The 24,172-nt window shown below is 64.6% G+C and carries 24 protein-coding genes and 1 pseudogene; 15 read left to right on the top strand and 10 right to left on the bottom strand.

Annotated features, from left to right (window positions below; translation table 11 throughout):
* Positions 1–12 precede the first annotated feature (12 nt).
* A complete protein-coding gene (locus tag HYN69_RS01105; RefSeq protein ID WP_108434118.1) occupies positions 13–300 on the bottom strand; it encodes a YggT family protein in 288 nt (95 codons plus the stop codon).
* 263 nt (positions 301–563) lie between these two features.
* Here HYN69_RS01105 and HYN69_RS01110 point away from each other — a divergent pair, with 263 nt between their 5' ends.
* The 6 genes from HYN69_RS01110 (at position 564) to arfB (ending at position 5,670) form a co-directional block, all read left to right on the top strand.
* Complete coding sequence (locus HYN69_RS01110) at positions 564–1,094, top strand: acyl-CoA thioesterase (protein WP_108434119.1); 531 nt, start codon at positions 564–566, stop codon at positions 1,092–1,094.
* A 61-nt stretch (positions 1,095–1,155) separates the two neighbouring features.
* Positions 1,156–2,520 (top strand): MFS transporter, encoded by a 1,365-nt coding sequence (locus HYN69_RS01115; RefSeq protein ID WP_108434120.1) that lies wholly within the window; start codon positions 1,156–1,158, stop codon positions 2,518–2,520.
* A gap of 2 nt (positions 2,521–2,522) precedes the next feature.
* Positions 2,523–3,404 (top strand): penicillin-insensitive murein endopeptidase, encoded by an 882-nt coding sequence (gene mepA / locus HYN69_RS01120; RefSeq protein WP_108434121.1) that lies wholly within the window; start codon positions 2,523–2,525, stop codon positions 3,402–3,404.
* The gene (locus HYN69_RS01125; RefSeq protein ID WP_108436962.1) at positions 3,377–4,273 is read left to right on the top strand and encodes an esterase-like activity of phytase family protein; all 897 of its coding nucleotides are present in this window, start codon (positions 3,377–3,379) and stop codon (positions 4,271–4,273) included. The genes mepA and HYN69_RS01125 overlap by 28 nt, the downstream gene beginning before the upstream one ends.
* An 89-nt stretch (positions 4,274–4,362) precedes the next feature.
* Complete coding sequence (locus HYN69_RS01130) at positions 4,363–4,989, top strand: queuosine precursor transporter (RefSeq protein WP_108434122.1); 627 nt, start codon at positions 4,363–4,365, stop codon at positions 4,987–4,989.
* Positions 4,990–5,247: 258 nt separating this feature from the next.
* The gene (gene arfB / locus HYN69_RS01135; RefSeq protein ID WP_108436963.1) at positions 5,248–5,670 is read left to right on the top strand and encodes an alternative ribosome rescue aminoacyl-tRNA hydrolase ArfB; all 423 of its coding nucleotides are present in this window, start codon (positions 5,248–5,250) and stop codon (positions 5,668–5,670) included.
* Between the two features lie 174 nt (positions 5,671–5,844).
* On the opposite strand, the gene pncB is transcribed toward arfB, so the two are convergent.
* Together pncB and pncA are read right to left on the bottom strand one after the other, a co-directional pair.
* Positions 5,845–7,134 (bottom strand): nicotinate phosphoribosyltransferase, encoded by a 1,290-nt coding sequence (gene pncB / locus HYN69_RS01140; RefSeq protein ID WP_108434123.1) that lies wholly within the window; start codon positions 7,132–7,134, stop codon positions 5,845–5,847.
* A 1-nt stretch (position 7,135) separates the two neighbouring features.
* The gene (gene pncA / locus HYN69_RS01145) at positions 7,136–7,744 is read right to left on the bottom strand and encodes a bifunctional nicotinamidase/pyrazinamidase (protein WP_108434124.1); all 609 of its coding nucleotides are present in this window, start codon (positions 7,742–7,744) and stop codon (positions 7,136–7,138) included.
* Between the two features lie 126 nt (positions 7,745–7,870).
* Here pncA and trhO point away from each other — a divergent pair, with 126 nt between their 5' ends.
* Both trhO and HYN69_RS01155 read left to right on the top strand, forming a co-directional pair.
* The gene (gene trhO / locus HYN69_RS01150; RefSeq protein WP_108434125.1) at positions 7,871–8,773 is read left to right on the top strand and encodes an oxygen-dependent tRNA uridine(34) hydroxylase TrhO; all 903 of its coding nucleotides are present in this window, start codon (positions 7,871–7,873) and stop codon (positions 8,771–8,773) included.
* Between the two features lie 58 nt (positions 8,774–8,831).
* Positions 8,832–9,932 carry an MFS transporter gene (locus tag HYN69_RS01155; RefSeq protein ID WP_108434126.1) on the top strand — a complete coding sequence of 367 codons (1,101 nt, stop codon included), beginning with the start codon at positions 8,832–8,834 and terminating at the stop codon, positions 9,930–9,932.
* Here the strand turns inward: HYN69_RS01155 and HYN69_RS01160 are convergent.
* Positions 9,929–10,489, bottom strand: a complete 561-nt coding sequence (locus HYN69_RS01160) for a DUF2585 domain-containing protein (protein ID WP_108434127.1) — start codon at positions 10,487–10,489, stop codon at positions 9,929–9,931. The two genes, HYN69_RS01155 and HYN69_RS01160, sit on opposite strands and share 4 nt — an antisense overlap.
* Before the next feature lie 76 nt (positions 10,490–10,565).
* Between HYN69_RS01160 and HYN69_RS01165 the strand changes: the two genes are divergently transcribed.
* Entirely contained in the window at positions 10,566–10,787 is a 222-nt protein-coding gene (locus HYN69_RS01165; RefSeq protein WP_159082317.1) for a hypothetical protein, read from the top strand.
* Here the strand turns inward: HYN69_RS01165 and HYN69_RS01170 are convergent.
* The 3 genes from HYN69_RS01170 to HYN69_RS01180 all read right to left on the bottom strand — a co-directional run bounded on the left by HYN69_RS01170 (position 10,753) and on the right by HYN69_RS01180 (position 15,152).
* Positions 10,753–11,487, bottom strand: a complete 735-nt coding sequence (locus tag HYN69_RS01170; RefSeq protein ID WP_108434129.1) for a metallophosphoesterase — start codon at positions 11,485–11,487, stop codon at positions 10,753–10,755. The genes HYN69_RS01165 and HYN69_RS01170 overlap by 35 nt on opposite strands.
* A gap of 801 nt (positions 11,488–12,288) precedes the next feature.
* On the bottom strand, positions 12,289–13,884 hold the full coding sequence (gene serA, locus HYN69_RS01175; RefSeq protein ID WP_108434130.1) for a phosphoglycerate dehydrogenase: 1,596 nt from the start codon (positions 13,882–13,884) through the stop codon (positions 12,289–12,291).
* 110 nt (positions 13,885–13,994) lie between these two features.
* Complete coding sequence (locus HYN69_RS01180; protein WP_108434131.1) at positions 13,995–15,152, bottom strand: phosphoserine transaminase; 1,158 nt, start codon at positions 15,150–15,152, stop codon at positions 13,995–13,997.
* Between the two features lie 150 nt (positions 15,153–15,302).
* Here HYN69_RS01180 and serB point away from each other — a divergent pair.
* Both serB and HYN69_RS01190 read left to right on the top strand, forming a co-directional pair.
* A pseudogene (gene serB / locus HYN69_RS01185) lies at positions 15,303–16,177 on the top strand (phosphoserine phosphatase SerB).
* Between the two features lie 76 nt (positions 16,178–16,253).
* On the top strand, positions 16,254–17,018 hold the full coding sequence (locus tag HYN69_RS01190) for a TSUP family transporter (protein ID WP_108434132.1): 765 nt from the start codon (positions 16,254–16,256) through the stop codon (positions 17,016–17,018).
* A gap of 204 nt (positions 17,019–17,222) precedes the next feature.
* On the opposite strand, the gene zapE is transcribed toward HYN69_RS01190, so the two are convergent.
* Positions 17,223–18,302: a cell division protein ZapE gene (zapE, locus tag HYN69_RS01195; RefSeq protein WP_108434133.1), complete on the bottom strand. Its 1,080-nt coding sequence runs from the start codon at positions 18,300–18,302 to the stop codon at positions 17,223–17,225.
* Positions 18,303–18,428: 126 nt separating this feature from the next.
* On the opposite strand from zapE, the gene HYN69_RS01200 reads away from it, so the two are divergent.
* Together HYN69_RS01200 and HYN69_RS01205 are read left to right on the top strand one after the other, a co-directional pair.
* Complete coding sequence (locus tag HYN69_RS01200; protein ID WP_108434134.1) at positions 18,429–18,632, top strand: hypothetical protein; 204 nt, start codon at positions 18,429–18,431, stop codon at positions 18,630–18,632.
* Between the two features lie 64 nt (positions 18,633–18,696).
* The gene (locus HYN69_RS01205; RefSeq protein ID WP_108434135.1) at positions 18,697–19,926 is read left to right on the top strand and encodes a hypothetical protein; all 1,230 of its coding nucleotides are present in this window, start codon (positions 18,697–18,699) and stop codon (positions 19,924–19,926) included.
* Here HYN69_RS01205 and HYN69_RS01210 read toward each other — a convergent pair.
* The gene (locus HYN69_RS01210; RefSeq protein WP_108434136.1) at positions 19,923–21,455 is read right to left on the bottom strand and encodes a di-heme oxidoreductase family protein; all 1,533 of its coding nucleotides are present in this window, start codon (positions 21,453–21,455) and stop codon (positions 19,923–19,925) included. The two genes, HYN69_RS01205 and HYN69_RS01210, sit on opposite strands and share 4 nt — an antisense overlap.
* Positions 21,452–22,714, bottom strand: coding sequence for an imelysin family protein (locus HYN69_RS01215; RefSeq protein WP_108434137.1), 1,263 nt, complete (start codon positions 22,712–22,714; stop codon positions 21,452–21,454). Before HYN69_RS01215 ends, HYN69_RS01210 begins: the two co-directional genes overlap by 4 nt.
* Before the next feature lie 251 nt (positions 22,715–22,965).
* On the opposite strand from HYN69_RS01215, the gene HYN69_RS01220 reads away from it, so the two are divergent.
* Both HYN69_RS01220 and HYN69_RS01225 read left to right on the top strand, forming a co-directional pair.
* Entirely contained in the window at positions 22,966–23,268 is a 303-nt protein-coding gene (locus tag HYN69_RS01220) for a GIY-YIG nuclease family protein (protein WP_216824630.1), read from the top strand.
* A gap of 96 nt (positions 23,269–23,364) precedes the next feature.
* On the top strand, positions 23,365–24,168 hold the full coding sequence (locus HYN69_RS01225) for a sulfotransferase family 2 domain-containing protein (RefSeq protein ID WP_108434138.1): 804 nt from the start codon (positions 23,365–23,367) through the stop codon (positions 24,166–24,168).
* The last annotated feature ends 4 nt before the right edge of the window (positions 24,169–24,172 follow it).

Genomic DNA, 24,172 nt, shown 5'->3' on the forward strand with positions numbered 1-24,172 from the left:
ACGTCGTCAGGATCAGAGGAAGGCGGCGGCGTTGTTGATCAGGATGATCCGGAGCGCGTAGATCGCAAGGAGGGCGACGAGCGGCGCGAGATCGAGCCCGCCCATGTTGGGCAGGAAGGACCGCAGGCGGGAATAGACCGGACGGAGCAGGTTTTCGAGACCGTTCCAGATTTGGTAAACGAGCGGCTGGCGCAGGTTGAGGACCTGGAAGTTTATCAGCCAGCTCATGATGATATGGGCAAGGATGATCCACTGCGCGACGTTCAGGATCAGAAGCAGGATTTGCAGCAGAGAGGTCATTTCGCGGCCTTCGCACCAAGGAAAGAGTTCGTGTGGCTTTGCACACAAGAGGTTGTGGTCAGAGGTAATGGTTGGGCGGGCAAAGGGCAACGGTTATCGACGCTGCGCTTGTGGCTGGTGGCGGAGCGGGGGGTCACAACCCCCCGCAGCCCCCCTCGGACCGGTCCGGTGCAGAAACTGCGGCTGCGAAACCCGCAAGGAATGGGTCTTGCTTGACGCGGGCTGCGGGCTTGGGTCACGTGCGGCGGGGCAGGAGGGCTGCGATGTATCCGTTTTTTCGTCTTGGGCTGGAGCTGTGGAAGGCGCGGCGTGCGCCTGCGATGGGGCTTTTGGAGACCCATGTGAGCCATCATCGCTGCTGGCCACAGGATCTTGATCTGTGGATGGAGCTGAACAACGGGCGGACGCTGACGCTGTTCGATCTGGGGCGGGTGCCGATGGGGCGGCGCAGCGGGCTGCATGTGGCGCTGGCCGCGAACGGCTGGGGGGCTGCGGTGGCGGGGGCGGTGGTGCGTTACCGGCGGCGGGTGCGGGCCTTTGATGCGATCGAGATGAAAAGCCGCTGCATCGGTTGGGACGGGCGGTTTTTCTACATCGAACAGGCGATGTGGGTGCACGGGGAATGTGCGAACCATATCGTGCTGCGCTCGGCGGTGACCTCGAAGGCGGGGATCGTGGCGCCGGGGCAGGTGTTGGGGGCGATGGGCTTGGCGTTGGACAGTCCGCCGCTGCCGGAATGGGTGCAGGCGTGGATTGCCGCCGAGGGGGCGAGGCCCTGGCCTCCGGAGCTTTAGGCAGGCTTGCGCGACGGGCGCTTTCGGGATTCAATCGCCGGTAATCACAAAGGGGCAGGCGATGGCGAGTGGCACGACGAAGCGCATATGGGGCTGGTGGTTCTTTGACTGGGCGAGCCAGCCTTACAACACGCTGCTGCTGACCTTTATCTTTGGTCCGTATTTCGCGGAAATCGCCCGTGGCTATTATCAGGCGCAGGGCATGGGGGTCGATGCGGCGGCTGCGGCGGCGCAGGCCTATTGGGGGGCGGGGCTGGCGATTGCCTCGGTCATCATCGCGCTGCTGGCACCGTTTCTGGGGGCGATTGCAGACGGGACGGGGCGGCGGCTGGTCTGGGTCTGGGTGTTCTCGGCCTTTTACGTCGTGGGAAGTTACGCGCTTTGGTATGTGGCACCGGGGGGTGAAAGCCTGTTCTGGGCGGTGGCGTTCTTTGGCCTTGGCTTCATCGGGATGGAGTTCGCCACGATCTTTACCAATGCGCTGATGCCGAGCCTTGGGGACCATGACGATCTGGGGGCGGTCAGCGGGTCGGGCTTTGCCTTTGGCTATATGGGCGGGTTGATCGCGCTGATCCTGATGCTGACGCTGTTTTCCGAGAATTCGGCCACCGGAAAGACGCTGATCGGGATAGACCCGCTGTTCGGGCTGGACCCCGAGGCGCGGGAAGGGACGCGGGCGGTGGGGCCGTTCACGGCGGTCTGGTATGTGGTGTTCATGATCCCGTTCTTTCTGTGGGTGAAGGAGCCCAAGACCGAGCGGAGGCCGCTGAACCTGCGGCTGGCGTTTGCGAGCCTGCGCGAATTGCTGGCGGGGCTGCGGTTTCGCAAGAGCCTGTCGGCCTATCTGTTGTCGTCGCTGTTCTACCGTGATGCGTTGAATGCGCTTTACGGGTTCGGCGGGGTTTACGCATCGGGCGTGCTGGGCTGGGAGATCACGCAGATCGGGGTGTTCGGGCTGGTCGGGGCGGTGACGGCGATGGTGGCAAGCTGGGTCGGGGGCAAGATGGACCGCCGCTTCGGGCCGAAACCGGTGATCGCGTTCTGCATCGTGGTCTTGATGGTGGTCTGCACCGTCATCGTGGGGATGACGCGCGAGCAGCTTTGGGGGATGCCGCTGGATTCGGCGGCGGGGACTTCGGACACGATCTTTTTTGCCTGCGGGGCCTTGATCGGGGCGGCGGGTGGGGCGCTGCAATCGGCGAGCCGCACGCTGATGGTGCGCCACACCACGCCGGACCGCGCGACCGAGGCGTTCGGCCTGTTCGCGCTTTCGGGCAAGGTGGCGAGTTTCATCTCGCCCGCGCTGATCGCGTTGGTGACGGGGATCAGCGGATCGCAGCGCATCGGGATTTCTCCGCTGATCGTGATGTTCGCAATCGGGCTGGGGCTGCTACTGTTTGTCAGGGCGCGGGGCGAGCAGGAATGAACATGATCGGGCGGGTTTTATGTGTGATGGCTGTGGTCGCCGCTTTTCCTGCGATGGCTGAAACCAAGGCGAACAAGCTGTTCGGCGCGGCGGACGCGCCTTCGCAGCAGGCCCCGATGCCGATCGGCAGCTATGCCAAGGGCTGTGGCGCGGGGCTTGTGGAACTGGCCGAGACCGGGCCTACGTGGCAGGCGATGCGGCTGAGCCGGAACCGGCATTACGGGCAGCCCGATCTGGTGGACTTTATCGGTGATCTGAGCCGCTTTGCGCGGGATCGTCTGGGCTGGGCGGGGCTTTATGTGGGCGATATGAGCCAGCCGAGGGGCGGGCCGATGACCAGCGGGCATGCCAGCCACCAGATCGGGCTGGATGCCGATATATGGATGCTGCCGCCTGCGCGGCTGGACCTGAGCCGCGCCGAGCGGGAAGCGATTTCATCTGTCGCGGTGCGGTCGGCGGATCAGCTTTCGGTGACGCGGGCGTGGACGCCTGCCCATGCGGCGCTGCTGGAGGCGGCGGCGTCGGACCCGCGGGTGGACCGGATTTTCGTCGCGGCGGCGGTCAAGATCGCGATGTGCAAAACGGCAAATCGGTCGGACAAGAAGTGGTTGCAGAAGATCAGGCCGATCTACGGGCATGACACGCATTTTCATGTGCGGTTGAAGTGTCCCAAGGGGGCCACGCTGTGCGAGACGCAGAAACCGAGCGTTTCGGACCTGTCGAATGGCGGGAATGGCTGCGATGACACCTTGATGTATTGGGTGTCGGATGCCTATCTGCACCCCAAACCTTCAAAGGAGCCAGCACCGGCTGTTCGTGGTCCGCGCGACTACACGATGGCCGATCTGCCCAAGCAATGCATAAACGTCCTCTCTTCGCCCTGATTCTGGGCTTTGCCCTGATCGGGGGGTTGCAAGGCAGCGCAAGCCCGCCTTTGCCTGCCGGTTACCTGCAAAGCTATCGCTGGACGCTGGATGATGCGAATTTCGGCGGGCTGTCGGGGATTGTTGTCTGGCCGGATGGCGCGCGGTTTCTGGCGATTTCCGACAAGGGTGCCTTTGTCGAGGGGCGCATGGAGCGGGCGGCGGACGGGTCGATTGCGGGGGTGTCTTCAGGGCCGATGCGGCCGCTGCTGGCGCGGGGCAGCGCGGGGCTGGCCAAGGGGCGGACCGATTCCGAAGGTTTGGCGGTGGGGCCTGACGGGCGGGTGTTCGTGTCCTTTGAAGGGGTCGCGCGGGTGCTGGAATATGACCGGATTTCGGGGTCGGCCCTGAACCTGCCGTCGCATCCCGATTTCGCGCGGATGCAGATCAATTCCGCGCTGGAAGCTTTGGCGGTCGATGGGGAGGGTACGCTTTACACGCTGCCCGAACGGTCGGGCGCGATGGACAGGCCGTTTCCGGTTTATCGCTTTCGCGGGGGTGTGTGGGATCAGCCGTTCGATGTGCCACGGCGGGGCGGGTTTCTGGCGGTGGATGCCGATGTGGGACCGGACGGGCGGTTTTACCTGCTCGAGCGCGAATTTCAGGGGCTGGCGGGGTTTGCCAGCCGCGTGCGGAGTTTTGCGCTGACGGGCGGGGGCGTGGCCGACGAGCGGGTCGAGATGCAGAGTGCCACGGGGCAGCATGACAATCTGGAAGGTTTGTCGGTCTGGCGTGACGGGACGGGGGGGCTGCGGATGACCATGGTGTCGGATGACAATTTCAACTTTTTCCAGACGACCGAGATTGTGGAATACCGCGTCTTGCGTTGACTTGGCACGCCGTGGGGCGTAGTGCGGCCCCCGTCATCCGATGAGCGGGTGGCCAAGTCTCCGCGACCTTGTAAAAAACGGACGAACATATGACCCGCATCCAGACTTATGGCGTGATCGCCATGGCCATCGTCGTGGTGGCCTCGAACATCCTTGTGCAGCATCCGATCGGCCAGTGGCTGACGTGGGGTGCGTTCACCTATCCCTTGGCGTTTCTGGTTTCGGATATCGTCAACCGGCTGTCGGGCGCTTCGGCAGCGCGGCGGGTGGTTTATGTGGGCTTTGTCGTCGGGCTGGTGTGCAGCTGGGTCGGCACGCAGGTGGCGGGCGAGTTCGGCCCGCTTGTGACACTGCGCGTGGCGGTCGGGTCGGGGACGGCGTTTCTGATCGGGCAGCTTCTGGACATCGGGGTTTTCAACCGTTTGCGCCGGTCGGTTGCGTGGTGGAAAGCGCCGTTCGTCTCGACCCTGTTCGGGTCGACCATCGACACGGCGATCTTCTTTACCATCGCGTTTTCGACCGGTCTGATCTGGATCGAACCCGGTAACGATGTGTCATGGGCGGCGGAACCGATGCCGCTTCTGGGCTTTGGTCCGATGGTGTCTTTGTGGGTTTCGCTGGCCGTCGCGGACTGGCTGGTCAAGGTTGCGGTCGATGTGATCGCCCTGTTGCCGTTTCGATTGGCGGTTTACCGCTTTGCAGCACGGGTAGCGTAATTTCTTTTGACAAACACAAAATCTGTGTCACCTTTTGGGTATCGGCAACCCATTGAAAGGAGGTGATCCAGTGTCTAGAGCTACATTGGAGATAGGTGTCAGGACAGTCGGGGGGCGTGTTTTCTAAGGGCAGCCCCTTGGATAAACAGACTACCGATTGGGCTTGGTACCTAACTGGCCCATCTCCTTGGATCTCGGAAAGGGTCGCCTGTGTCGGGCGACCCTTTCTCTGTTTTGAAGGCAGGTCGGGTTATGGAAATGCTGCGGATCAATGACACGCTGGTGATTGCCGACTGGGAGTTGAGCGAGAATTTCTCGCGCTCGTCGGGGCCGGGCGGGCAGAATGTGAACAAGGTGGAAACGGCGGTCGAATTGCGGTTCGAGGCCGAGCGGTCGCCGCATCTGGGGCCTGCGGTCAAGGCGCGGCTGAAGCGGATCGCGGGGCGGCGCTGGACCACGGAAGGGGCCATCGTCATTCGCGCCGAGGAGACGCGGAGCCAGATCCGCAATCGGGAAATGGCGCGGGAGCGGCTGGTCGAGATGATCCGCGAGGCGCTGGTGGCGCCCAAGCGGCGGGTGGCGACAAAACCGACATGGGGCAGCACGAAACGGCGGCTGGCGGCCAAGGCGGTGCGCGGCGAGGTGAAGTCGCTGCGGGGGCGGGTGGACGGCGAGGAGTGAGGGCGTTCCTGCCGTTGGTAGCAACGGGAAGGATCGCTGCTTTCTGCCTCGACAACGATTTTTGGCGCAAAAATCGTGGCGGAGTTTGGCGCAAACTCCGCGTCCGGCCCGATTTCTGCGTCAGAAATCGGCGCGAAAAATGCGTCATTTTTCGCTTTCGAAAGCGGGCGATCTTTAGACGGTAACCGCCACCGCAGCCTGTTCGCCCACGCCGAAGACGCGCTTGTAGCGGGCGACCTCATCTGCCGGTCCCATCGCCTTGTTGGGGTTGTCGGACAGTTTTACGGTGGGGCGACCGTTGGCGGAAACCGCCTTGCACACGAGGCTGAACGGGGCGAGGCGGTCTTCGGCCAATCCGGTGAAATCGTTGGTCAGCAGGGTGCCCCAGCCGAAGGATACCTTTACGCGGCCTGCGAATTGGGCGTGCAGTTTGGCGATGCTGTCGACATCGAGACCGTCGGAGAAGATCACCAGTTTCTTCGTCGGGTCTTCGCCGCGCGATTTCCACCAGCGGATGGCGGTTTCGGCGCCTGTCGCCGGATCGCCCGAATCGATGCGGATGCCTGTCCATGTCGACAGCCAATCGGGGGCGTTCCGCAGGAAGCCTTCGGTGCCATAGGTGTCGGGCAGGATGATGCGAAGGTTGCCGTCATGTTCCTCGTGCCAGTCGGCCAGCACCTGATAGGGCGCTTGCGCCAGTTCGGCGTCGGAATTGGTGAGGGCGGAATAGACCATGGGGAGTTCGTGGGCATTGGTGCCGATGGCTTCGATGTCGCGTTTCATGGCGATGCGGCAGTTCGAGGTGCCGGTGAATTTATCGCCCAGCCCTTCCTGCATGGCCTGCACGCACCAGTCTTGCCACAGGAACGAATGGCGGCGGCGGGTGCCGAAATCGGCGATCTTCAGGCCGTCGATGGGACGCAGGCGTTCGATCTTTTCCCACAGCCGCGACATGGCGCGGGCGTAGAGGATTTGCAGCTCGAATTTGCCCATGCCTTTGAGGACGGCGCGCGAGCGGAGTTCCATCAGCACGGCGAGGGCGGGAATTTCCCACAGCATCACCTCGGGCCATTTGCCTTCGAAGGTCAGCTCATACTGGCCATCGTGCTTTTCGAGGTGATAGGCGGGCAGGCGCATGCCCTCGAACCACTCCATGAAGTCGGGGCGGAACATCTGGCGCTTGCCGTAAAAGGTGTTGCCGCGCAGCCATGTGGATTCGCCGCGTGACAGCGAGAGCGAGCGGACATGGTCAAGCTGTTCGCGGAGTTCGCCTTCGTCGATCAGGTCGGCGAGGCGGACGGATTTCGTGCGGTTGATCAGGCTGAAGGTGACGTGGGTTTCCGGCTTGTTGCGGAAAATCGACTGGCACATCAGCAATTTGTAAAAATCGGTGTCGATCAGCGAGCGGACGATCGGGTCGATCTTCCAGTTGTGATTGTGCACGCGGGTGGCGATATCGACCATGTCACTGTCCAAGGGTTACGCCTGCGGCGTTCAGTTTAGTGGTGGCCTCGGCCAGTGATCCGTTCAGGTCGATGGCGCGGCAGGCGCCTGTCAGCACCGTGGCGGCAAAGCCATTGGCGGCGGCGTCGAGGGCGGAATACGCGACGCAGTAATCGGTGGCGAGGCCGACGAGGGTTAGCGTGGTGACACCGCGGGTGCGGAGATAGCCGTCAAGCCCGGTGGGGGTTTTGTGGTCGTTCTCGAAGAAGGCCGAGTAGCTGTCGATTTCGGGGCGGAAACCTTTGCGGATGACCATTTGTGCGGTGTCGGTGCGGAGCGCGGGGTGGAAGGCGGCGCCATCGGTGCCGATCACGCAATGGGTGGGCCAGAGCACCTGCGGGCCATAGGGCATTTGGGTCAGCGAGAAGGGGGCGGCGCCTTCGTGGTTGGCGGCAAAGCTGGCGTGGGTGGCGGGGTGCCAGTCTTGGGTCAGCACCACGGTGGCGAATTCGTCCATCAGCGCGTTGATGCGGGGGATGATGCTGTCGCCGTCGGTCACGGCCAAGGCACCGCCGGGGCAGAAGTCGTTCTGCACGTCGATCACGATCAGGGCTTCGGTGGCGGGGCGCATCGGGGGGCCTTGCGGTTGTTTTCCTGATCTTGGGTAGGAAACGCGCGCGCCCGCGTCAATCGTATAAGCTGGGCTTTGCGGGGTAGCAGGCTTGAACTCGGGCGTGAAGGGGTGCATTTCGCGGCCATGATCACCATCGCCGCGCTATATCATTTCGCCCGATTTGCCGACCCTGCCGCTTTGCGGGGGCCGCTTTTGGCCCTGTGTCAGGCGCAGGGGGTGAAGGGGTCGCTTCTGCTGGCGGGCGAGGGGATCAACGGCACGATTGCGGGGGACCGTGCAGGCGTCGATGCGGTGCTGGCGCATGTGCGGGGCTTGCCCGGATGTGCTGCGCTGGAGTGGAAGGAAAGCTTCGCCGCCGAGATGCCATTCGGCAAGATGAAGGTGCGCTTGAAGCGCGAGATCGTGACGATGGGGCAGCCCGACGTGGACCCGAAGGCGGCGGTTGGCCATTACGTGCAGGCGGCCGAGTGGAACGATTTGATTTCCGCGCCGGATGTGGCGGTGATCGACACGCGCAACGATTACGAAGTGGCGATCGGCACGTTTCAGGGCGCGGTCGATCCGGGAACGCGGGCGTTTGGCGAGTTTCCGGCGTGGTGGGAGGCGAATGCTGCGCGGTTTCATAACAAGCGGATCGCCATGTTCTGCACGGGGGGCATCCGTTGCGAGAAGTCGACGAATTTCCTGTTGCAGCAGGGCGTGGCCGAGGTGTTCCACCTGAAGGGTGGCATCCTGAAATATCTTGAAGAGGTGCCTGCCGAGCAATCGCTTTGGCAGGGTGAATGTTTCGTCTTCGATCAGCGCGTGTCGGTCGGGCACGGGTTGGTGCCGGGGCAGATGTCGTCTTGCGGGGCGTGCCGGCGGCCTGTCACGCCCGAGGGGCGGGCGCATCCGATGTATGAGGAAGGCGTGCGTTGTGCGGCCTGCGCCGAAGAATACGACGAGGCGGATCGGGCGCGGTTCCGCGAGCGGCAAAAGCAGATGGAACTGGCGCGGGCGCGGGGCGAGCGGCATCTGGGTTCGTAACCGCGATTGACAGTCGCGGATCGCCAAGGGACACCAAGGGCGATTTCAGGAGAATGACTTGGCCCAACTGATCCGCACCCATGCCGCCCTGCTGTTTTCGGGCATCGTCACATTCATGCTGATGGGGGCGGGGCAGTCGCTTTACGGGCCTGCGCTGCCCGCCTTTGCGCGGGAATTCGGGCTGACGGTGGCCGATGCGGGTTGGCTGGTGTCGGCCTTGTGGATCGGGTCGGCCACGGGGGTGGCGATCATGTTCTGGCGCGGGGCGGGTGTCACGCCGCGCCATGCGCTGGCGATCTTGGCGTTGGGGGCTGCGGGGGTGGCTGCGGGGCTTGGCTGGTGGGGGACGGTGGCGGCGTCAGTCGTGTTCGGGACGGGTTACGGGATGTCGGCGGTGGTGTTCAACCCGCGCGTCTTGCGGGCCTTCGGGGCCAAGGGGCCTTCGATGGTGGGGCTGTTGAACGCGACATTTGCGGCGGGCGCGATTGCGATGCCCTTGGTCTTTGTGGCGGTGGGGTCGGACCCGCAGACGGGCTTTGCCATCGTGGCGGGTGTTTGTGCGGTGACGTGGCTTTTCGCGGGGTCGTCGGGGCGCATCGAGGACGAGGCGGCGGCGGGAACCGAGCCTTACCGCTTTCGCCCGCTGATCCTGTGCTTTGCCGTCTTGGGGATCGCGACCGAGGCCTGTCTGATCGGGCTGGGGCCGACCGCGCTGATCACGGCGGGGGCGACCGAGGAGGTGGCGGCCAAGGCGCTGTCGGGGTTTTTCGTGGCCTTTTTGCTGGCGCGGATTGTGCTGGTGTTTCTGGCGCACCGCTTTGCGGCTTTCAGCATTTACGCCGTGTCGATGGCGGGGGCGGCGGTTGCGGCATGGGGGGCGGTGGTGTTTCCGGCGGTGCCGTTTTTCGTCGCGCTGGGGGCTGCGGCGGGGCTGTTCTTTCCCAACTGCTATGTCGCGGCCTGCCGGCTGATGGGCACCGACCCGAGGGTGACGCCCACGATCATTGCCGCAGGGCTGGTGGGTGGCATTTCTGCGCCCGTCTTGCTGGGGCAGGTCTTGGGCGGGATGGGGTCGCGCGGGTTTTTCGAGATCATCGGCACGGTCTGCCTGCTGACGGCAGTGGCGGGCTTTGCCCTGCGCGGGCGGATGAACCGCTAGCCCGCCTGCCAGAGGCGGACGGCATCGAGCGGATAGGCGAGCATCAGGATGTTGAGCGCAAGGCCATCGCGGATGAGCCATGTGGTCAGGGCCTCGAACGCGATGATCAGGGTGATGCTGGCCCAGATGGGCAGGAAGCGGGCGAGGAAGAAGCCCGCGATCATCGCCGCGATATCAGCGACCGAGTTGATGACCGAATCGCCGAAGTAGTCGAGCGAGATGGTCACGGCGCGGTAGCGGTTGATGATGAAGTCGGAGTTTTCAAGGATTTCCCACGCGGCTTCGATCAGGGTGCCGATGGAGAGCCGCCAGCCGAGCGGCAAGCGGCGGGCGATGGCCCAGAGCGCGGCATAGAACAGCAGGCCGTGGATGATGTGGCTGGGGGTATACCAGTCGGTCAGGTGCTGCGAGTTTTCGGAGCTTACGACTGTGCCGTGCCAGAGCTTGACGTAGCCGCAGGTGCAGATCGGCACACGGCCCACATGCCAGAGCCAGAAGGCGGCGAGGGCGGTGATCGCGGCGGTGAGGTAATAGGGGAAATGGCGCGACTGGATCATGGGGCGAGGAAAGCACGCCGCAAAGGGCTTGGCAATTGCGGGTTGCGCTATAGCTTTGGTGCAAACGGAGGGCGATATGGCTGGGAAATACGGGCCGACGCGGGGGGAATTCGTGTTCCGCGCGGTGTTTTCGGTGCTGGGGCTGGTGGCGATAGGCGTGCTGGTCGCGCTGCGGGGCGTGCCCAAGGGGCCGGGTCTGGTCGAGGTGTTCGGGATCGCGCTTTTGTTCTTTGGCGGGACGCTGGTGCACAGCCTTTGGCGTCTTAGGGGGTCAGGGGAACGCGGCCCTGATCGGTGAGGGTGAAGGCCTTTTTGCCGTCGAGCACGATGGCGGTCAGGGGGCCGCCGTAAGCGGCGGATGAGTCGATGTTGATGCGGTTGCCGTAATGCGTGGCGTGGTCGAGGGCGGTGTGGCCGTGAACCACAAGGAAGCCGTGGTTGCGGGCGTCATCGAGGAAGCCTGCGCGGATCCAGACCAGATCGGTTTCGCGTTGGCGGTCCATCGGCACGCCGGGGCGGATGCCTGCGTGGACAAAGACCACCTCGCCGCGTTGCAGCCATGTGGGGCGGTGTTTGAGAAAGGCGCGGTGCGCGTGGGGGACGGCGGCGTTCGCTTCGGCATGGACCGGGGCGATGGGCCGGTCGGCGGCGTTCTTGACCCCGTAGGAGGCCAGCGTGGCCGATCCGCCAAGGCGGGGGTGCAGCCACGAGAGGTCGGAGCGCAGGCCTTCGTCATGGTGGTGGATGTCGTCGAGGAAACCGGTGAACATGCGGTCGTGGTTGCCCTTGATCACCTCCCACGGTTCGCCCGCCGCCATGCCGTCCATCAGGTGCTGGATCACGCCGCGGCAATCGGGGCCACGGTCGACCAGATCGCCGAGGTGGATGACGGGGGCGTCAAGGGTGCCATGCGCGGCGCGGTCGGAGGCGATGCGGGCATGGGCGGCGCGCAAGAGGTCGAGATGGCCGTGGATGTCGCCGATGGCGTAGGTGATCATGGGCTGCCCTTTTGGCCAAGAGCGGGGGGTTTCACACCCCCCACACCCCCCGTGGGATATTTGAGCCAGCGTGAAAGGGGAAGGGGTGCTATCCAATTCCTGCCGAGCGGCGTGCGGGCCAAGGCAGACGGGAGATAGGTCGGCACGGGTGAGGGGGCTGGCAGATAGGCGGGGACGTCCGGTCTGAGCGGGGTTTCACACCCCCGTGCCCCCGTGGGAAATTTAAGACCGCGCGAATTGCTGAGGTGCGTTGGTTTGGAGGCCATGGTGCAAGCCTGTTCCGGGCGGTTTTGAACGAGGGGCGGGGTCGGACCGGAAACCGCGCTTTGGCTGTGACATGACGTGTTTTGATGTGGTCGGGGTCGGGCGGACTTTTCGCTTCGGATCCAGACGGCGGCTTTGGTTTGGCTGCTGCTCTGTTGCATAGCGGGTGTCAGGTCGGGTTTGCATTGGCCGTTGTCGCGGACCAAGGGGCGCAATGGCCCGATGCCCTGCGGCTGCGCGGGATGGCTGCGGTTGTTGTGCTGCGCTGTTGCGATATGATCGCGTGGGGTCACGTTAAGAAGGTTCGTCAGGCCGTCTTGCCGCACGTGCCTTGGCGCTTCGTGCAGCCATGCGGTTCGCTCGGTGGCCCCGAGAGGGGGACGACGCGCCTGCACGAGTTGGGCGCGTCGAGGATTTCGAATGTTGTTCGGTGGTGTGGACGACCCGCTTTGCACAAGGTCCGACGGCACGGCCATGTTTCACGCTTGTCCAAATATCCCACGGGGGTGCGGGGGTGTGAAACCCCCGCTTGGACCGTCACGCCACGTCGAATTCCAGCGGTTTGACCTGTTGGAAAAGGCCGGTGGATTCGAGCGTGTCGACGACCTTGGGGTCGATGGGCTGGTCGAGGTAGAGGATGGCGATGGCGTCCTGCCCCACGCCCGAGCGGCCGAGGGTGAAGTTGGCGATGTTGACGCCGTTCTTGCCCATGGTCATGCCCAGAAGGCCGATGATGCCCGGCACGTCTTCGTTTGTGGTGTAAAGCATGTGCTGGCCGATTTCGGCGTCGATGTTGATGCCCTTGATCTGGATGAAGCGGGGTTTGCCGTCGGAAAAGCAGGTGCCCGCGACCGACCGTTCGCGGGATTCGGTGACCATGGTGACCTTGATATAGGCATCAAAGGTGCCGGTCTTGTCTTGCCGTGTGGTCGAGACGAGGATGCCGCGTTCTTTCGCCACGATGGGGGCCGAGACGAGGTTCACGTCGGGGTTGGTGGCCTTCATCACGCCGGCGATCACGGCCTGGTTGAGGGCGGCGAGGTTCATCTCGGTCACGGTGCCGTCGTAGAGGATGTTGATGGCCTTGATCGGTTCATCCGTCATCTGGCCGATGAAGGCGCCGAGGTGGGAGGCGAGTTTGACCCACGGGCCCATCACTGCGGCCTCTTCGGCGGTGACGTTGGGCATGTTGAGCGCGTTCTGGACGGCTCCGGTCAGCAGGTAGTCCGACATCTGTTCGGCCACTTGCAGCGCCACGTTTTCCTGCGCTTCGGTGGTCGAGGCGCCGAGGTGGGGGGTGCAGACCACGTTCGGCATGTTGAAGAGCGGGTTTTCGGTGGCGGGTTCGACCTCGAACACGTCAAGCGCGGCACCCGCGACGTGGCCGGAGGTGAGGGCTGCCGCCAGCGCCGCCTCGTCGATCAGCCCGCCGCGGGCGCAGTTGATGATGCGGACGCCGCGCTTGGTTTTGGCAAGGTTCTCGGCTGACAGGATGTTGCGGGTCTTGTCGGTGAGGGGGACGTGGAGCGTGATGAAATCGGCGCGGGCGAGGAGGTCGTCGAGATCGACCTTGGTCACGCCGAGCTGTTTGGCGCGTTCGTCCGACAGGAAGGGGTCGTAGGCCACGACCTTCATCTTGAGGCCAACGGCGCGGTCGCAGACGATGCCGCCGATGTTGCCTGCGCCGATGACGCCGAGGGTTTTGTTGAACAGTTCCACCCCCATGAATTTGGATTTCTCCCACTTGCCCGCATGGGTAGAGGCGTTGGCTTCGGGGATTTGGCGCGCAACGGCGAACATCATGGCAATGGCATGTTCGGCGGTGGTGATCGAATTGCCGAAGGGCGTGTTCATCACGATCACGCCTTTTTTCGAGGCGGCGGGGATGTCGACGTTGTCGACCCCGATACCGGCGCGGCCCACGACTTTCAGGTTCGTCGCGGCGGCGAGGAGCTTTTCGGTCACTTTGGTGGCCGAGCGGATGGCGAGGCCGTCATATTGGCCGATCAGTTTGGCGAGTTCGTCTTTGTCCTTGCCGAGTTTCGGCAGGTAGTCGACCTCGACCCCGCGGTCGCGGAAGATCTGGACGGCGGTTTCGGAGAGTTCGTCGGAAACGAGAACGCGGGGGGCCATGGGGATGTCCTTTGTCAATACGGGTTCCGGGGGCGGTGGGTGCAGAGCACCCACCCTACGGGAAGGGGATTGGGGGTAGGGTGGGTGCTATTTGCACCCACCATGCGCGGTCAGGCGGCTTGCGCTTGTGCCGCGATTTCGGCGTGGAAGGCATGGGCGATCCACGGCATCAGGGCGACCACGTCGGATTGCTCGACGGTCGATCCGCACCAGATGCGCAGGCCTGCGGGGGCGTCGCGGTATGCGCCGATGTCATAGGCCACGCCCGCCTTTTCCAGCCGTTTTGCCACGGCCTTGGCGAAAGCTTCGCCATCGGTGATGCGCGGGTCGGTGAATTTGAGGCAGACGCTGGTGGTCGAGGCCGTGGCGGGGTTTTCCGCGAGGTTCGCAAGCCACGGGTTGGCGGCGCAAAAATCCCACACCGTTTGCGCGTTCGCCGTTGCACGGGCGATCAGGGCGGGCAGGCCGCCGATGGATTTGGCCCATTTCAGGGCCGCGAGGTAATCTTCCACCGCCAGCATCGAGGGGGTGTTGATGGTCTCACCCACGAAGATGCCTTCGATCAGTTTGCCCTTGGAGGTGAGGCGGAAGATCTTCGGCAGCGGCCATGCGGGGGTGTAGCTTTCCAGCCGTTCCACCGCGCGGGGCGACAGGATCAGGATGCCATGCGCGCCCTCGCCCCCCAGCACTTTCTGCCACGAAAAGGTGGTGACGTCGAGTTTGTCCCAAGCCAAGTCCATCGCGAAGGCGGCGCTGGTGGCGTCGCAGATGGTCAGGCCCTGACGGGTGGCGGGGATGGCATCGGCGTTCGCAAGGCGGACGCCCGAGGTGGTGCCGTTCCATGTGAAGACGACATCGCTGTCGAAATCGACCGTCGTCAGGTCGACGATCTGCCCGTAGGGGGCGATTTTGACTTTTGCGTCGAGTTTCAATTGCTTGACCACATCGGTGACCCAGCCTTCGCCAAAGCTTTCCCATGCCAGCATCTCGACCGGGCGGGCGCCGAGCATCGTCCACATCGCCATTTCGACAGCGCCCGTGTCCGAGCCCGGGACGATGCCGATGCGGTAACCTTCGGGGACGTTCAGGATTTCGCGGGTGAGGTCGATGGCTTCTTTCAGCTTGGACTTGCCGACGGCGGCGCGGTGCGAACGGCCCAAGGGAGCATCTGCCAGAAGGTCAAGCGAGAAGCCGGGGATCTTGGCGCAGGGGCCAGAGGAAAAGCGCGGATTTTCCGGGCGCAATGCCGGTGCGGTCAGGTCGGTCATGGTATCCTTCCAGATATTTGCCCTTCGGTGGGGAAGGGTGTCCCGCTGCCGGAATTAGCGGGGCGGGCGGGGTGGCACAAGCTGGAAAATCGTCGTAAAGCGCCGCATCGTCGCGAAAAAGCGACAGCCCTGTTCACTATCGGAAACATCATGTTTGTCGCCACTCTGCTGACCGATCCCGCCCGCCCCGTGCTTGACCGCGCCACGGTCGAGGCTTTGCGAAATGCCTGGGGCGGGGGCGATGCGGTCTGGCTCGAGCCGGGGGTGGCGGCGGAATTTCCTTTGGAAAACATGCCCTTGAACCGCTGGGAGGTGTGGGAGGGGTTGCAGGGCTTGCGGGTCGATCTGGTGGTGCAGCGCGCTGCGGGGCGCAAGAAGGCGGTGCTGCTGGCGGATATGGACAGCACCATGATCCAGCAGGAATGTATCGACGAATTGGCCGACGAGGCGGGGGTGGGGCCAAGGGTGGCCGAGATCACGCGTCGGGCGATGAATGGCGAGCTGGATTTTGACGCCGCGCTGCGCGAGCGGGTGGGGTTGCTGAAACGGTTGCCGCTGGCGGTGATCGGCTCGGTCATTCGCGACCGGATCACGCTGATGCCGGGGGGGCGGGAACTGGTGGCGACGATGCGGGCGAACGGGGCCTATGCGGCGCTGGTGTCGGGGGGTTCACTGCGTTTACCGCCGAGATTGCGGGGGTGTTGGGATTTGACGAGAACCGGGCCAATACGTTGATTTCGGATGGGAAATTGCTGACGGGTGAGGTGAGCGAGCCTATCCTTGGCCGACAGGCAAAGGTGGATGCGCTGGTAGAGATTACCGGAAGGTTGGGGTTGCGAGAGGATCAGGTTCTGGCCGTGGGCGACGGGGCGAACGATCTGGGGATGCTCAAGCGGGCGGGGGCCGGTGTGGCGCTGCATGCCAAGCCGGTGGTGGCGGCGGAATGCGACATCCGCATCAACCACGGCGATCTGACGGCGCTTTTGTTCCTGCAAGGCTATGCGCGTGAGGAATTCGTTTCTTGAACTTCCCCTTCCGACGCGGTTCTAACAGCCCGAAGTGAAGGCGGCGTTAAGCCGTGACGCGGGAAAGGGCTGGGGCATGTTCGAGGTTTTGCCGCATATCGTGGTGTTGCTGGTCGTTGCGGCCTTTGTGGCGGGGTTCGTCGATTCCATCGCCGGCGGGGGCGGGTTGATTTCCGTTCCGGCGCTGTTGCTGGCGGGGGCGTCGCCAATAGAAGCCTTGGCGACCAACAAGTTGCAGGGCACCTTTGGCGCCGCGACCGCGACGGTCGCTTACGCGCGGGCGGGGCATGTGCGGCTGCGGGATCAGGCGGGGATGGCGGCGGTTTCGGCGCTGTTCGGCGGAATCGGGGCGTTGGCGGCGCATCTTATTCCGGTCGAGGTTTTGCGGGTGGTAATGCCTGTGGTGCTGGTGGCGGTGGCGGCTTTTTTCGCGCTGAAACCGGGGCTGAGTGACGCCGACAAGGTCGAACGGATCAAGCCTGCGGTCTTTGCAGTGACGGCGGTGCCGTTGATTGCGGCCTATGACGGGTTCTTCGGGCCGGGGACGGGGTCGTTCTTCATGCTCGGGTTCGTCATGCTGGCCGGATACGGCGTTCTGAAGGCCACGGCGCATACGAAACTGTTGAATTTTTCCAGCAATATCGGGTCTTTGGCGGTCTTTGTCTTTTCGGGCGCGACATGGTGGTTCGTGGGCTTTGCCATGGCATTCGCCCAGATCGCGGGGGCGGCCATCGGGTCGCGTTTGGCGATGCGGGCGGGGGCGCGGCTGATCAAGCCGCTTTTGGTCGTGACCTCGACCGGCATGGCGCTGCGTTTGTTGTGGCAGGTCTGGGCGGGGTAAATCCGTGACGCCCGGTCATGGCTGCTGCCCTCGCAGGGGGCATTCTGCCCCCTCGCCGCCAAGGCGGCTCACCCCCTGAGGATATTTGCAGGGCAGAAAATGCAGGCGCGCCTTCTCCTCATTTTCTGTCCTTCAAATATCCTCGGGAGGGGTCCGGGGAGGGTGGAAAACCCTCTCCGGCGGTTCAGCAGGATTGATGTCGGGTCAACTGGCCCAGTCGGCGCTTTGCATTTCGCGCAGGCGCGAGGCGGTGCGTTCGAATTCGAAGGCGCCTGTGCCTTCGAGGTAGAGCCGTTCGGGCGTGTCGGCCGCCGAGCAGATCAGCCTGACTTTGGCCTCGTACAAGGTGTCGATCAGGGTGACGAAACGTTTCGCCTCGTTGTAGTTCGAGGCGGAGAGGCGGGGAATGTCTTCGAGGATCAGCACGCGGATGGCCGAAGCGATGGCGAGGTAATCGCCGGGGCCGAGGGGGCGGGCGCAGAGATCCCAGAAACTGGCGCGGCCCACGCCGTTTGCAAAGCGCGGCACGGTGACGCTGCGACCGTTGACCGGGAGGGCGAGGGGTTCGCCCTTGGCATTGCCGGTGAGGTCGGTCCAGATTGCATCGATCTGGGCGGTGACGCGGCCTGCGGGGTGGAAATAGACCTGCTGGCCGGTCAGGCGGTGCTGGCGGTAGTCGGTCGGGCTGACCAGTTCGCGCACCGTGAAGCGGGTTTCGAGCAGCGCGATGAAGGGCAGGAAGAGCGCGCGGTTCAGGCCGTTCTTGTACAGGTCTTTTGGCGGGCGGTTCGAGGTGGTGACGATGACCACCCCTGCGCCCAGCAGTTTTTCGAACAGGCGGCCCACGACCATGGCATCGGTGATGTCGGTGATCTGCATCTCGTCAAAGGCGAGAAGGCGGGTGTCTGCGATGATCGCCTGAGCCACGGGGGCGAGCGGGTCGTCGGTGCCTGTCTTGCGGGCTTCGTGCATGCCTTTGTGGACCGACTGCATGAAGGCATGGAAGTGGACGCGGCGTTTGGCGGTTATGTCGACGCTTTCGGTGAAGAGGTCCATGACCATCGACTTGCCGCGCCCCACGCCACCCCAGAGGTACAGGCCGGGGGGAGGTGTGACCGGTTTGGCGAAAAGGCCTGCGAACAGCCCGACGCGGCGGGTGGCATTGGCTTCGAGCCATGCGCGCAGTGATTCGAGATCTGCGAGGACGGCGGCCTGCGCGGGGTCGGCGCGGAGCAATCCTGCGCTGACGCGTGCATCGTAAAGCTCTGTCAAGGTTTGGCGCATAGCCTTGAGTACTCAATACCGGCGCCCGAGTGAAGCGGATGACGCATGCCTTTGCCTGTGAGCGATGCTTTTGGCTGGGTCTTGCAACCGTCTGGCGCCTGAAACGAAGGGGAAAGAGGGGTTAGAATGGCAGCCTTATCCGAGGACATGACCGTGTATCCGATCGCCAATGGCTTGCCAAATAACCGCCGGTTGAAAGTGCTTGGGCGCGCCTATGCCGCGCCGGGCGATGCTCCGCCCGTGATATGGCGCGGTGGCTGGTGGGTGGCCCCTGCGGCCGCGGCGGGGGCGGCGGTCTGCCTTGTGCAGATTCTGTCGGTCTTCGTTTAGGCGGCGGCTAAAGCGCGATCGGGTTCTGCCGTTCTGGTCTGACGAAGCAGAGGAGTGACCGGATATGGCAGTGGCGCAGTTCTACGGGGCGAAGGCCGAGGCGGCCGATGCCGCCGGACAGGGGCAACGCATCGTCGCCCTGTCGGATTTCGGCGCGGTTGCCGATCTGGCGCGGGCGATTTCGGGTGCGGGCGGGGCCTGTATCCGGGTTGGCGAAGGCGCTGCGGTGCGGATCGCGTTCTATCCGGCGCGCGAAGGTGTGACCGACTTGCCCGCCGCGTTGTTGCGGGGCGAAAAGGCTGTGGATGTCGCGCAGGAGCCGGGCGTTGCGGGATTGCCGGGGGTGCAGTTCTGGGCCGGGTTTCCGCTGCGGGCGCCCTCGGGGGTGGTGCTGGGGCTGTTGGGCGTGATGGATGACGCGCCGCTTGCGCTGTCGCAAGGGGTAATCGGGCAATTGCAGGGGCTGGCCGATGTGCTGGCGCGGCAGGTCTTGCTGGCCGAGGCGGCGGTGGCCGTGCTGGCGCGGCGCAGTTTGCAGCTGATCGAGGACGTGTCCGAGGTCGATGACAGCGCGGCATCGCCGGTGCTGCGCGGGCTGTTGCGCTTTGCCTGCGGCGAGACGCCCAACAGCACCGAAGCGATGGCGCTGCGGATCGCGGGGTTGGCCGAGGCCAAGGCTGGCAAGCTGGTGCTGACCGCGGTGGCCGAAGGGATATTGGCGCAGCAGGGTTTCGACCGTGGCGTGACCGAGGCCGAGCTACCCGAGGCGGTATCGGCCGCCGTGGTGCGGCCCGGCGACGACTTTTCACCGATGGCGCGGTTGCGGATCGGCGAGCAAAGCTATGACATGGCGCGGTCCGAGGCGATCGAGGCCTTGGCGTTTCGGGTGACCGGGACCGATGCGGCGTGGCAGGTGTTGGAAAACGGACTGGAAGAGGGTTGGCCCGAGATCATCGCCGAGGTGCTGCGTAAGACGCGGGACGTGGTGATGGACTATGTGCGGATGCATATGATCCACGAGCGCGACGTGACGCTGCCCGAGGGGCAGTATCGCTATGACCTTTACGGGATGAGCTGGACCCTGCGCGGAACGCCGGACCATGCCGAGGTTTCGGTGAATGGTGGCAGTTGGCTGGCCTTTGATGCGTCGGGCGTGTCGTGGGACCAGCCGCGCGATTTGTCGGCGCGGGCGGCGATTGCCGGATATCCCGACATCGGCGACCGGATCGGGGCGGATGTGCATGAATGGTGCAAGCGCATCGCCGCCGGTTCGGAAGTGACGCCAATCTTCTAAAGGCTGTCGAGGAAAGCGATCAGCGCGTTGCGGTCTGCCTGTGGCAGGGCGATGACGCGGTCGCGGGCGGGGGCGGCTTCGCCCCCGTGCCAGAGGACAGCTTCAAGCAGGGTGCGGGCGCGACCGTCGTGCAGATAGCTTTCGACGCCCGTGACCTGTTCGGTCAGCCCGATGCCCCAGAGCGGCGGGGTTTTCCATTCGGTTCCCGTTGCGCTTCCTGTGGCGCTTCCTGTGGCGCGGTCTTCGGGGCGGTCTTCGGGGCGGTGGTCGGCGAGGCCTTCGCCCATGTCATGCAGCAGCAGGTCGGTATAGGGCCATATGAGCTGGAAGCTTTGCTCGGGTTGGCCGGTCAGGCGGGCGGTGACATGTTTGGGAGTGTGGCAGCCGGTGCAGCCGGTTTCGAAAAACACCCGTTTGCCGTGCAGGACGGTGGGATCGCCCGCGTCCGGGCGGTTCGGCACGGCGAGGTTTCGGGCGTAGAAGCTGACGAGTGCAAGGCTTTGGTCGGACACCTCGAACCCGTCGCGTGCGTTTGGTTCCTGCCCCGTGGCGGCGGTTTTGCAACCCGTCTGGGTGGCGGTGCAATCGCCCCACGGGTCGGGGTGCTGCTGCGTCGACAGGCCCATGTCGCCTGAAAAGGCTGCGGCGGATTGGGCTGTGATGCTTGGGGTGCCGCCCTTGAGGCCGAAACGGCCCAAGGCTGCGCCGGTGGCGGTGGGGATGCGTGCAGCGCGGCCAGAGATGCCGTCACGGTTGGCATCAAAGGGGTCTTCGGCTGACAGGATTTCAGCGGCGGGTATCGCTTCGAGCAGGCCGAGGCCGATCATCTGCGGGGCAACGCGGGGCGAGATCATCAGCGCGGGGTCGGGTTGGCCGTAGGCGGGGTCGCCAATCAGGAAGGTGGGCTTTCGCAGCGTGACGGTGATGCCGTCGGCGAGGGTCACGGGGACGTTCTTGTAAAACAGGTCGATGCGGCCTTCGGCCCTTTGGCCTGCGGTGGCATGGTCTTGCAGTTGCGCGCCAAGGGTCGGGTCGGGTTTCGTGGCGTTCCAGCCGGCGATGGCTTCGGGACCGGTGTTTGCGGGAAGCGACAGGCGCAGGATCATCGACACGGTGCCGTCGGTTGCCGTTTCGGGGGCATGGCCGCGCCCGTCTTTTATGTGGCAATCCTGACAGGCGCGGGCGTTGAACAGCGGACCGAGACCGTCGGAGGCCTTGGCCGAGGAAGGGGCTGCGACCCATGCCTTTGTAAAAAGCGCATTGCCGAGTTGGAAATCCATTTGCCGGTCGAAGGGCATGTTGGCGGAAGGCTGGCTGAAGGCATCGGCTGTTGCGCTGCGGCGGGTGGTGGCGGCGCCTGCGGGCAGGGATTCAAAGGGTTCGGCCTTGGTGAAATCGGTGGTCGGCTGCACGACCGTTGCGATCCGCGACTGTTCTTCGGCAGTGCGGGCGAGGGCGTTCGGAAGCGGATCGTCGAGAGCGAGGGCGGGATGGGCGAGCGCGATCAGCAGGGCGGCGGAGCGGATCATTGGAAGACGGCTTCCGGTGCGTCGAGGCTGTCGGAGCCTTCGAAGGTGACGGGTGACAGGCCGAGGGTGGCGACCGCCCCGGTGACGCTGGTGGTCTGGGCCACGAGGGCGTTGACGGCGGTGGTGATCAGGGCGGCGCCGGTGGTGTTGTCGGTGGTGTTGTCGGTGGTGTTGTCGGGGGCGAGCATCTGGTCATAGGCCGTGCCGTTCTGCGCGGCGGTCTGTATGGCGGTCAGGGCTGCGACCGAGGCGTCGAGTTCGGCGCGCAGGCGGGTGTCGAGGCCTGCGTCTTTGGCGGCGACGAGGTCGGAGAGCGAGGGGCCTGCCAGCGTGCTGCCATCGGGGCGGGTGTAGCGGCCAAGGTAGACGTTGCGGATGCCGATGCCGTTGTAAAGGTGGCTGGTGGGGGTGGTGTCGGAAAAGCAGTCCTGTTCTTCCTCGGGGTCGTTCAGCATGAGGCCGAGTTTCATCCGTTCGCCGGCGAGTTCGCCGTAGCCGAGGCTGCCCATGCCGGTGAGCATGGCCGCGAGTGCGGCTTCGGGGTCGGCGGTCAGGCGGGTGCGGGCGGGGCCGCTGGCGGACCATGCGGCGGTCATTTCGGCAAGGTCGGAGACGAGAAGGCTTGTCGCGGCGGCAAGATAGGCGGCGCGGCGGTCGCAATTGCCGTTGGTGCAGGCGGCGGTTTGCAGGAAATCGGTATGGGGCCGGTCGCCCGCGCCGGGGGCGGTGCCGTTCAGGTCCTGGCCCCAGAGCAGGAATTCGATCGCGTGATAGCCCGAGGCGACGTTCGCCTCGTGTCCGTCTGCTTCGTGCAGGGTGCGGATCAGGGCGGGGGTGATGGTGGTGCCGTCTATGGCGCGGCCCGACAGGGTAAAGCGCGGGGTGCCGACGACGTTCAGCGTGGCGAGGGGGTTTGTGGCGTCGGGCGCGGCGGCCACGTAGTCGATCAGCCCTTCGTCGAGCGGCCATGCGTTGACGCGGCCTTCCCATGCGTCGACGGCGGGGTTGCCGAAGCGGAACACCTCGGTCTGGCTATAGGGGATGCGGGCGAGCGCCCATGCGGTGCGGGCGGCTTGCAGCGTTTCGGGCGAGGGCCCGGCGATCAGGGCTGCGACGGCAGAGTCCAGCGATTCTGCGGTGGTCAGGCTGTCGGTGTAGGCGGCTTCGGCAAGGTCGGCATAGGTGGCCGCAACGGTTGCCGGTTCTGCGGCATGGGCGGCGGCGGGCAGCAGGAACAGCAGGGCAAGAAGGGGGCGCATGGCGGACCTTTGGTGGCTGTGGCGGGCTGTGACTGTATTTCCGACAAAAACAGTCAGTTGTAAAGCGGGGTCGAAAGAAAGGGGCTTTCCGCCCCTCTTGGCCTTTGGCCAATTCACCCCGAGGATATTTGAGCGAGCATGAAATAGGGGTTGGCGTTCCGTTTCACGCTGGTTCAAGTATCCTCGGGGGAGGGCCGCTTGCGGCCCGTGGGGGGCGGAAAGCCCCCCTTCTGGCGCGGAGATGGGTGCAGGTGGGGCAAGGGGAGGCAGGGCCGGAAGACGTGCTGCCGGTTCAGGCGGGGTTCGTCTATGTCATCGGCTGTGCGGATGCGCGGGGCTATGTGACCTATGTCGGCTGGACGGTCGATCTGGACCGCCGTCTGGCGAGGCACAATGCGGGGACCGGGGCCAAGAGCACGCGGGGGCGGGTCTGGTCTTTGCTTTATGCCGAGCGGTTGGGCGACCGCCGCGCGGCGATGAGCCGGGAATGGAATCTCAAGCGCGACCGCGCCTTGCGTCGCAGGCTGGCGCTGGCGGCGCAGGGGTTGGGATGACGGTTGTGGCGGCTGGGCAGTTGTGGTGGCGAGGCAGTTGTGGTGGCGAGGCGGGCCGGATACCGTTAATTCTATTTAATTACATCCGGACCGGACATGCCCAGTCAATCCTTCGTAGACGCTCAGGTTCTGGTCGTCGAATTTCCGGCCGCGGGAGTGATGCATGTCGCGCCGTCGAAGGTCGGCTCGACGTCGATCATGCAGGCTTACGGGCAAATGGCCGGTCTGGATATACGCGACGGTTCGGTGCGTAACGATCTGCGGCGCGACGCGCGCAGCGGACGCAGCGCGGCGGCGGGGCTTTCCATGCGCTATGTGGCGGCGGACGAATTGCCCGATCTGGTGGCGGCGCGACCGGGGTGGCGGGTTTTGGCGAATGTGCGGTGCCCCTATGACCGCGCGGTTTCGAACTGGCACAGCAAGCTCAACCGCTATGCGCGGCGTTATGATCCTTGGGTCTATTACCGGGGCAAGCTGGGGCAATTGTTCGAGGGGCCGAAGGCCTGGCCGCATATCGAGCGGGCCAACGCGCATATGCAGCGGCACATTCCGTTCCGGTCGATGGTGGCGGGGCTGGCGCAGAACGGCGTGTCCTTCGACCGGCATTTCGAGCAGCAGGCGCTGCTTTTGGCACTGGACCGTGTGCGCTATGACCATGTGTTCCGGCTGGAGCGGTTCGGCACCGATTTTCCGGCGGTGTTGGCCGGTCTGGGGATCGGGGCGGAATTTACCGGCCGGTTGAGCATCGTTCCGCACAGCAACCGGACGGCAGCAAGCAGGCCGGGTGCCGGCTTGCTGGATGCCGGGACGATCGCCTTGATCGATCGGGCCTATCCGCAGGACAAGGCGCTGCTGGGCTACAGTGACCCGATTTCCGGAAGGGTGGCCCGTTGGGGTTGACTTC

Source organism: Gemmobacter aquarius (assembly GCF_003060865.1).
Classification (GTDB): Bacteria; Pseudomonadota; Alphaproteobacteria; order Rhodobacterales; family Rhodobacteraceae; genus Paragemmobacter; species Paragemmobacter aquarius.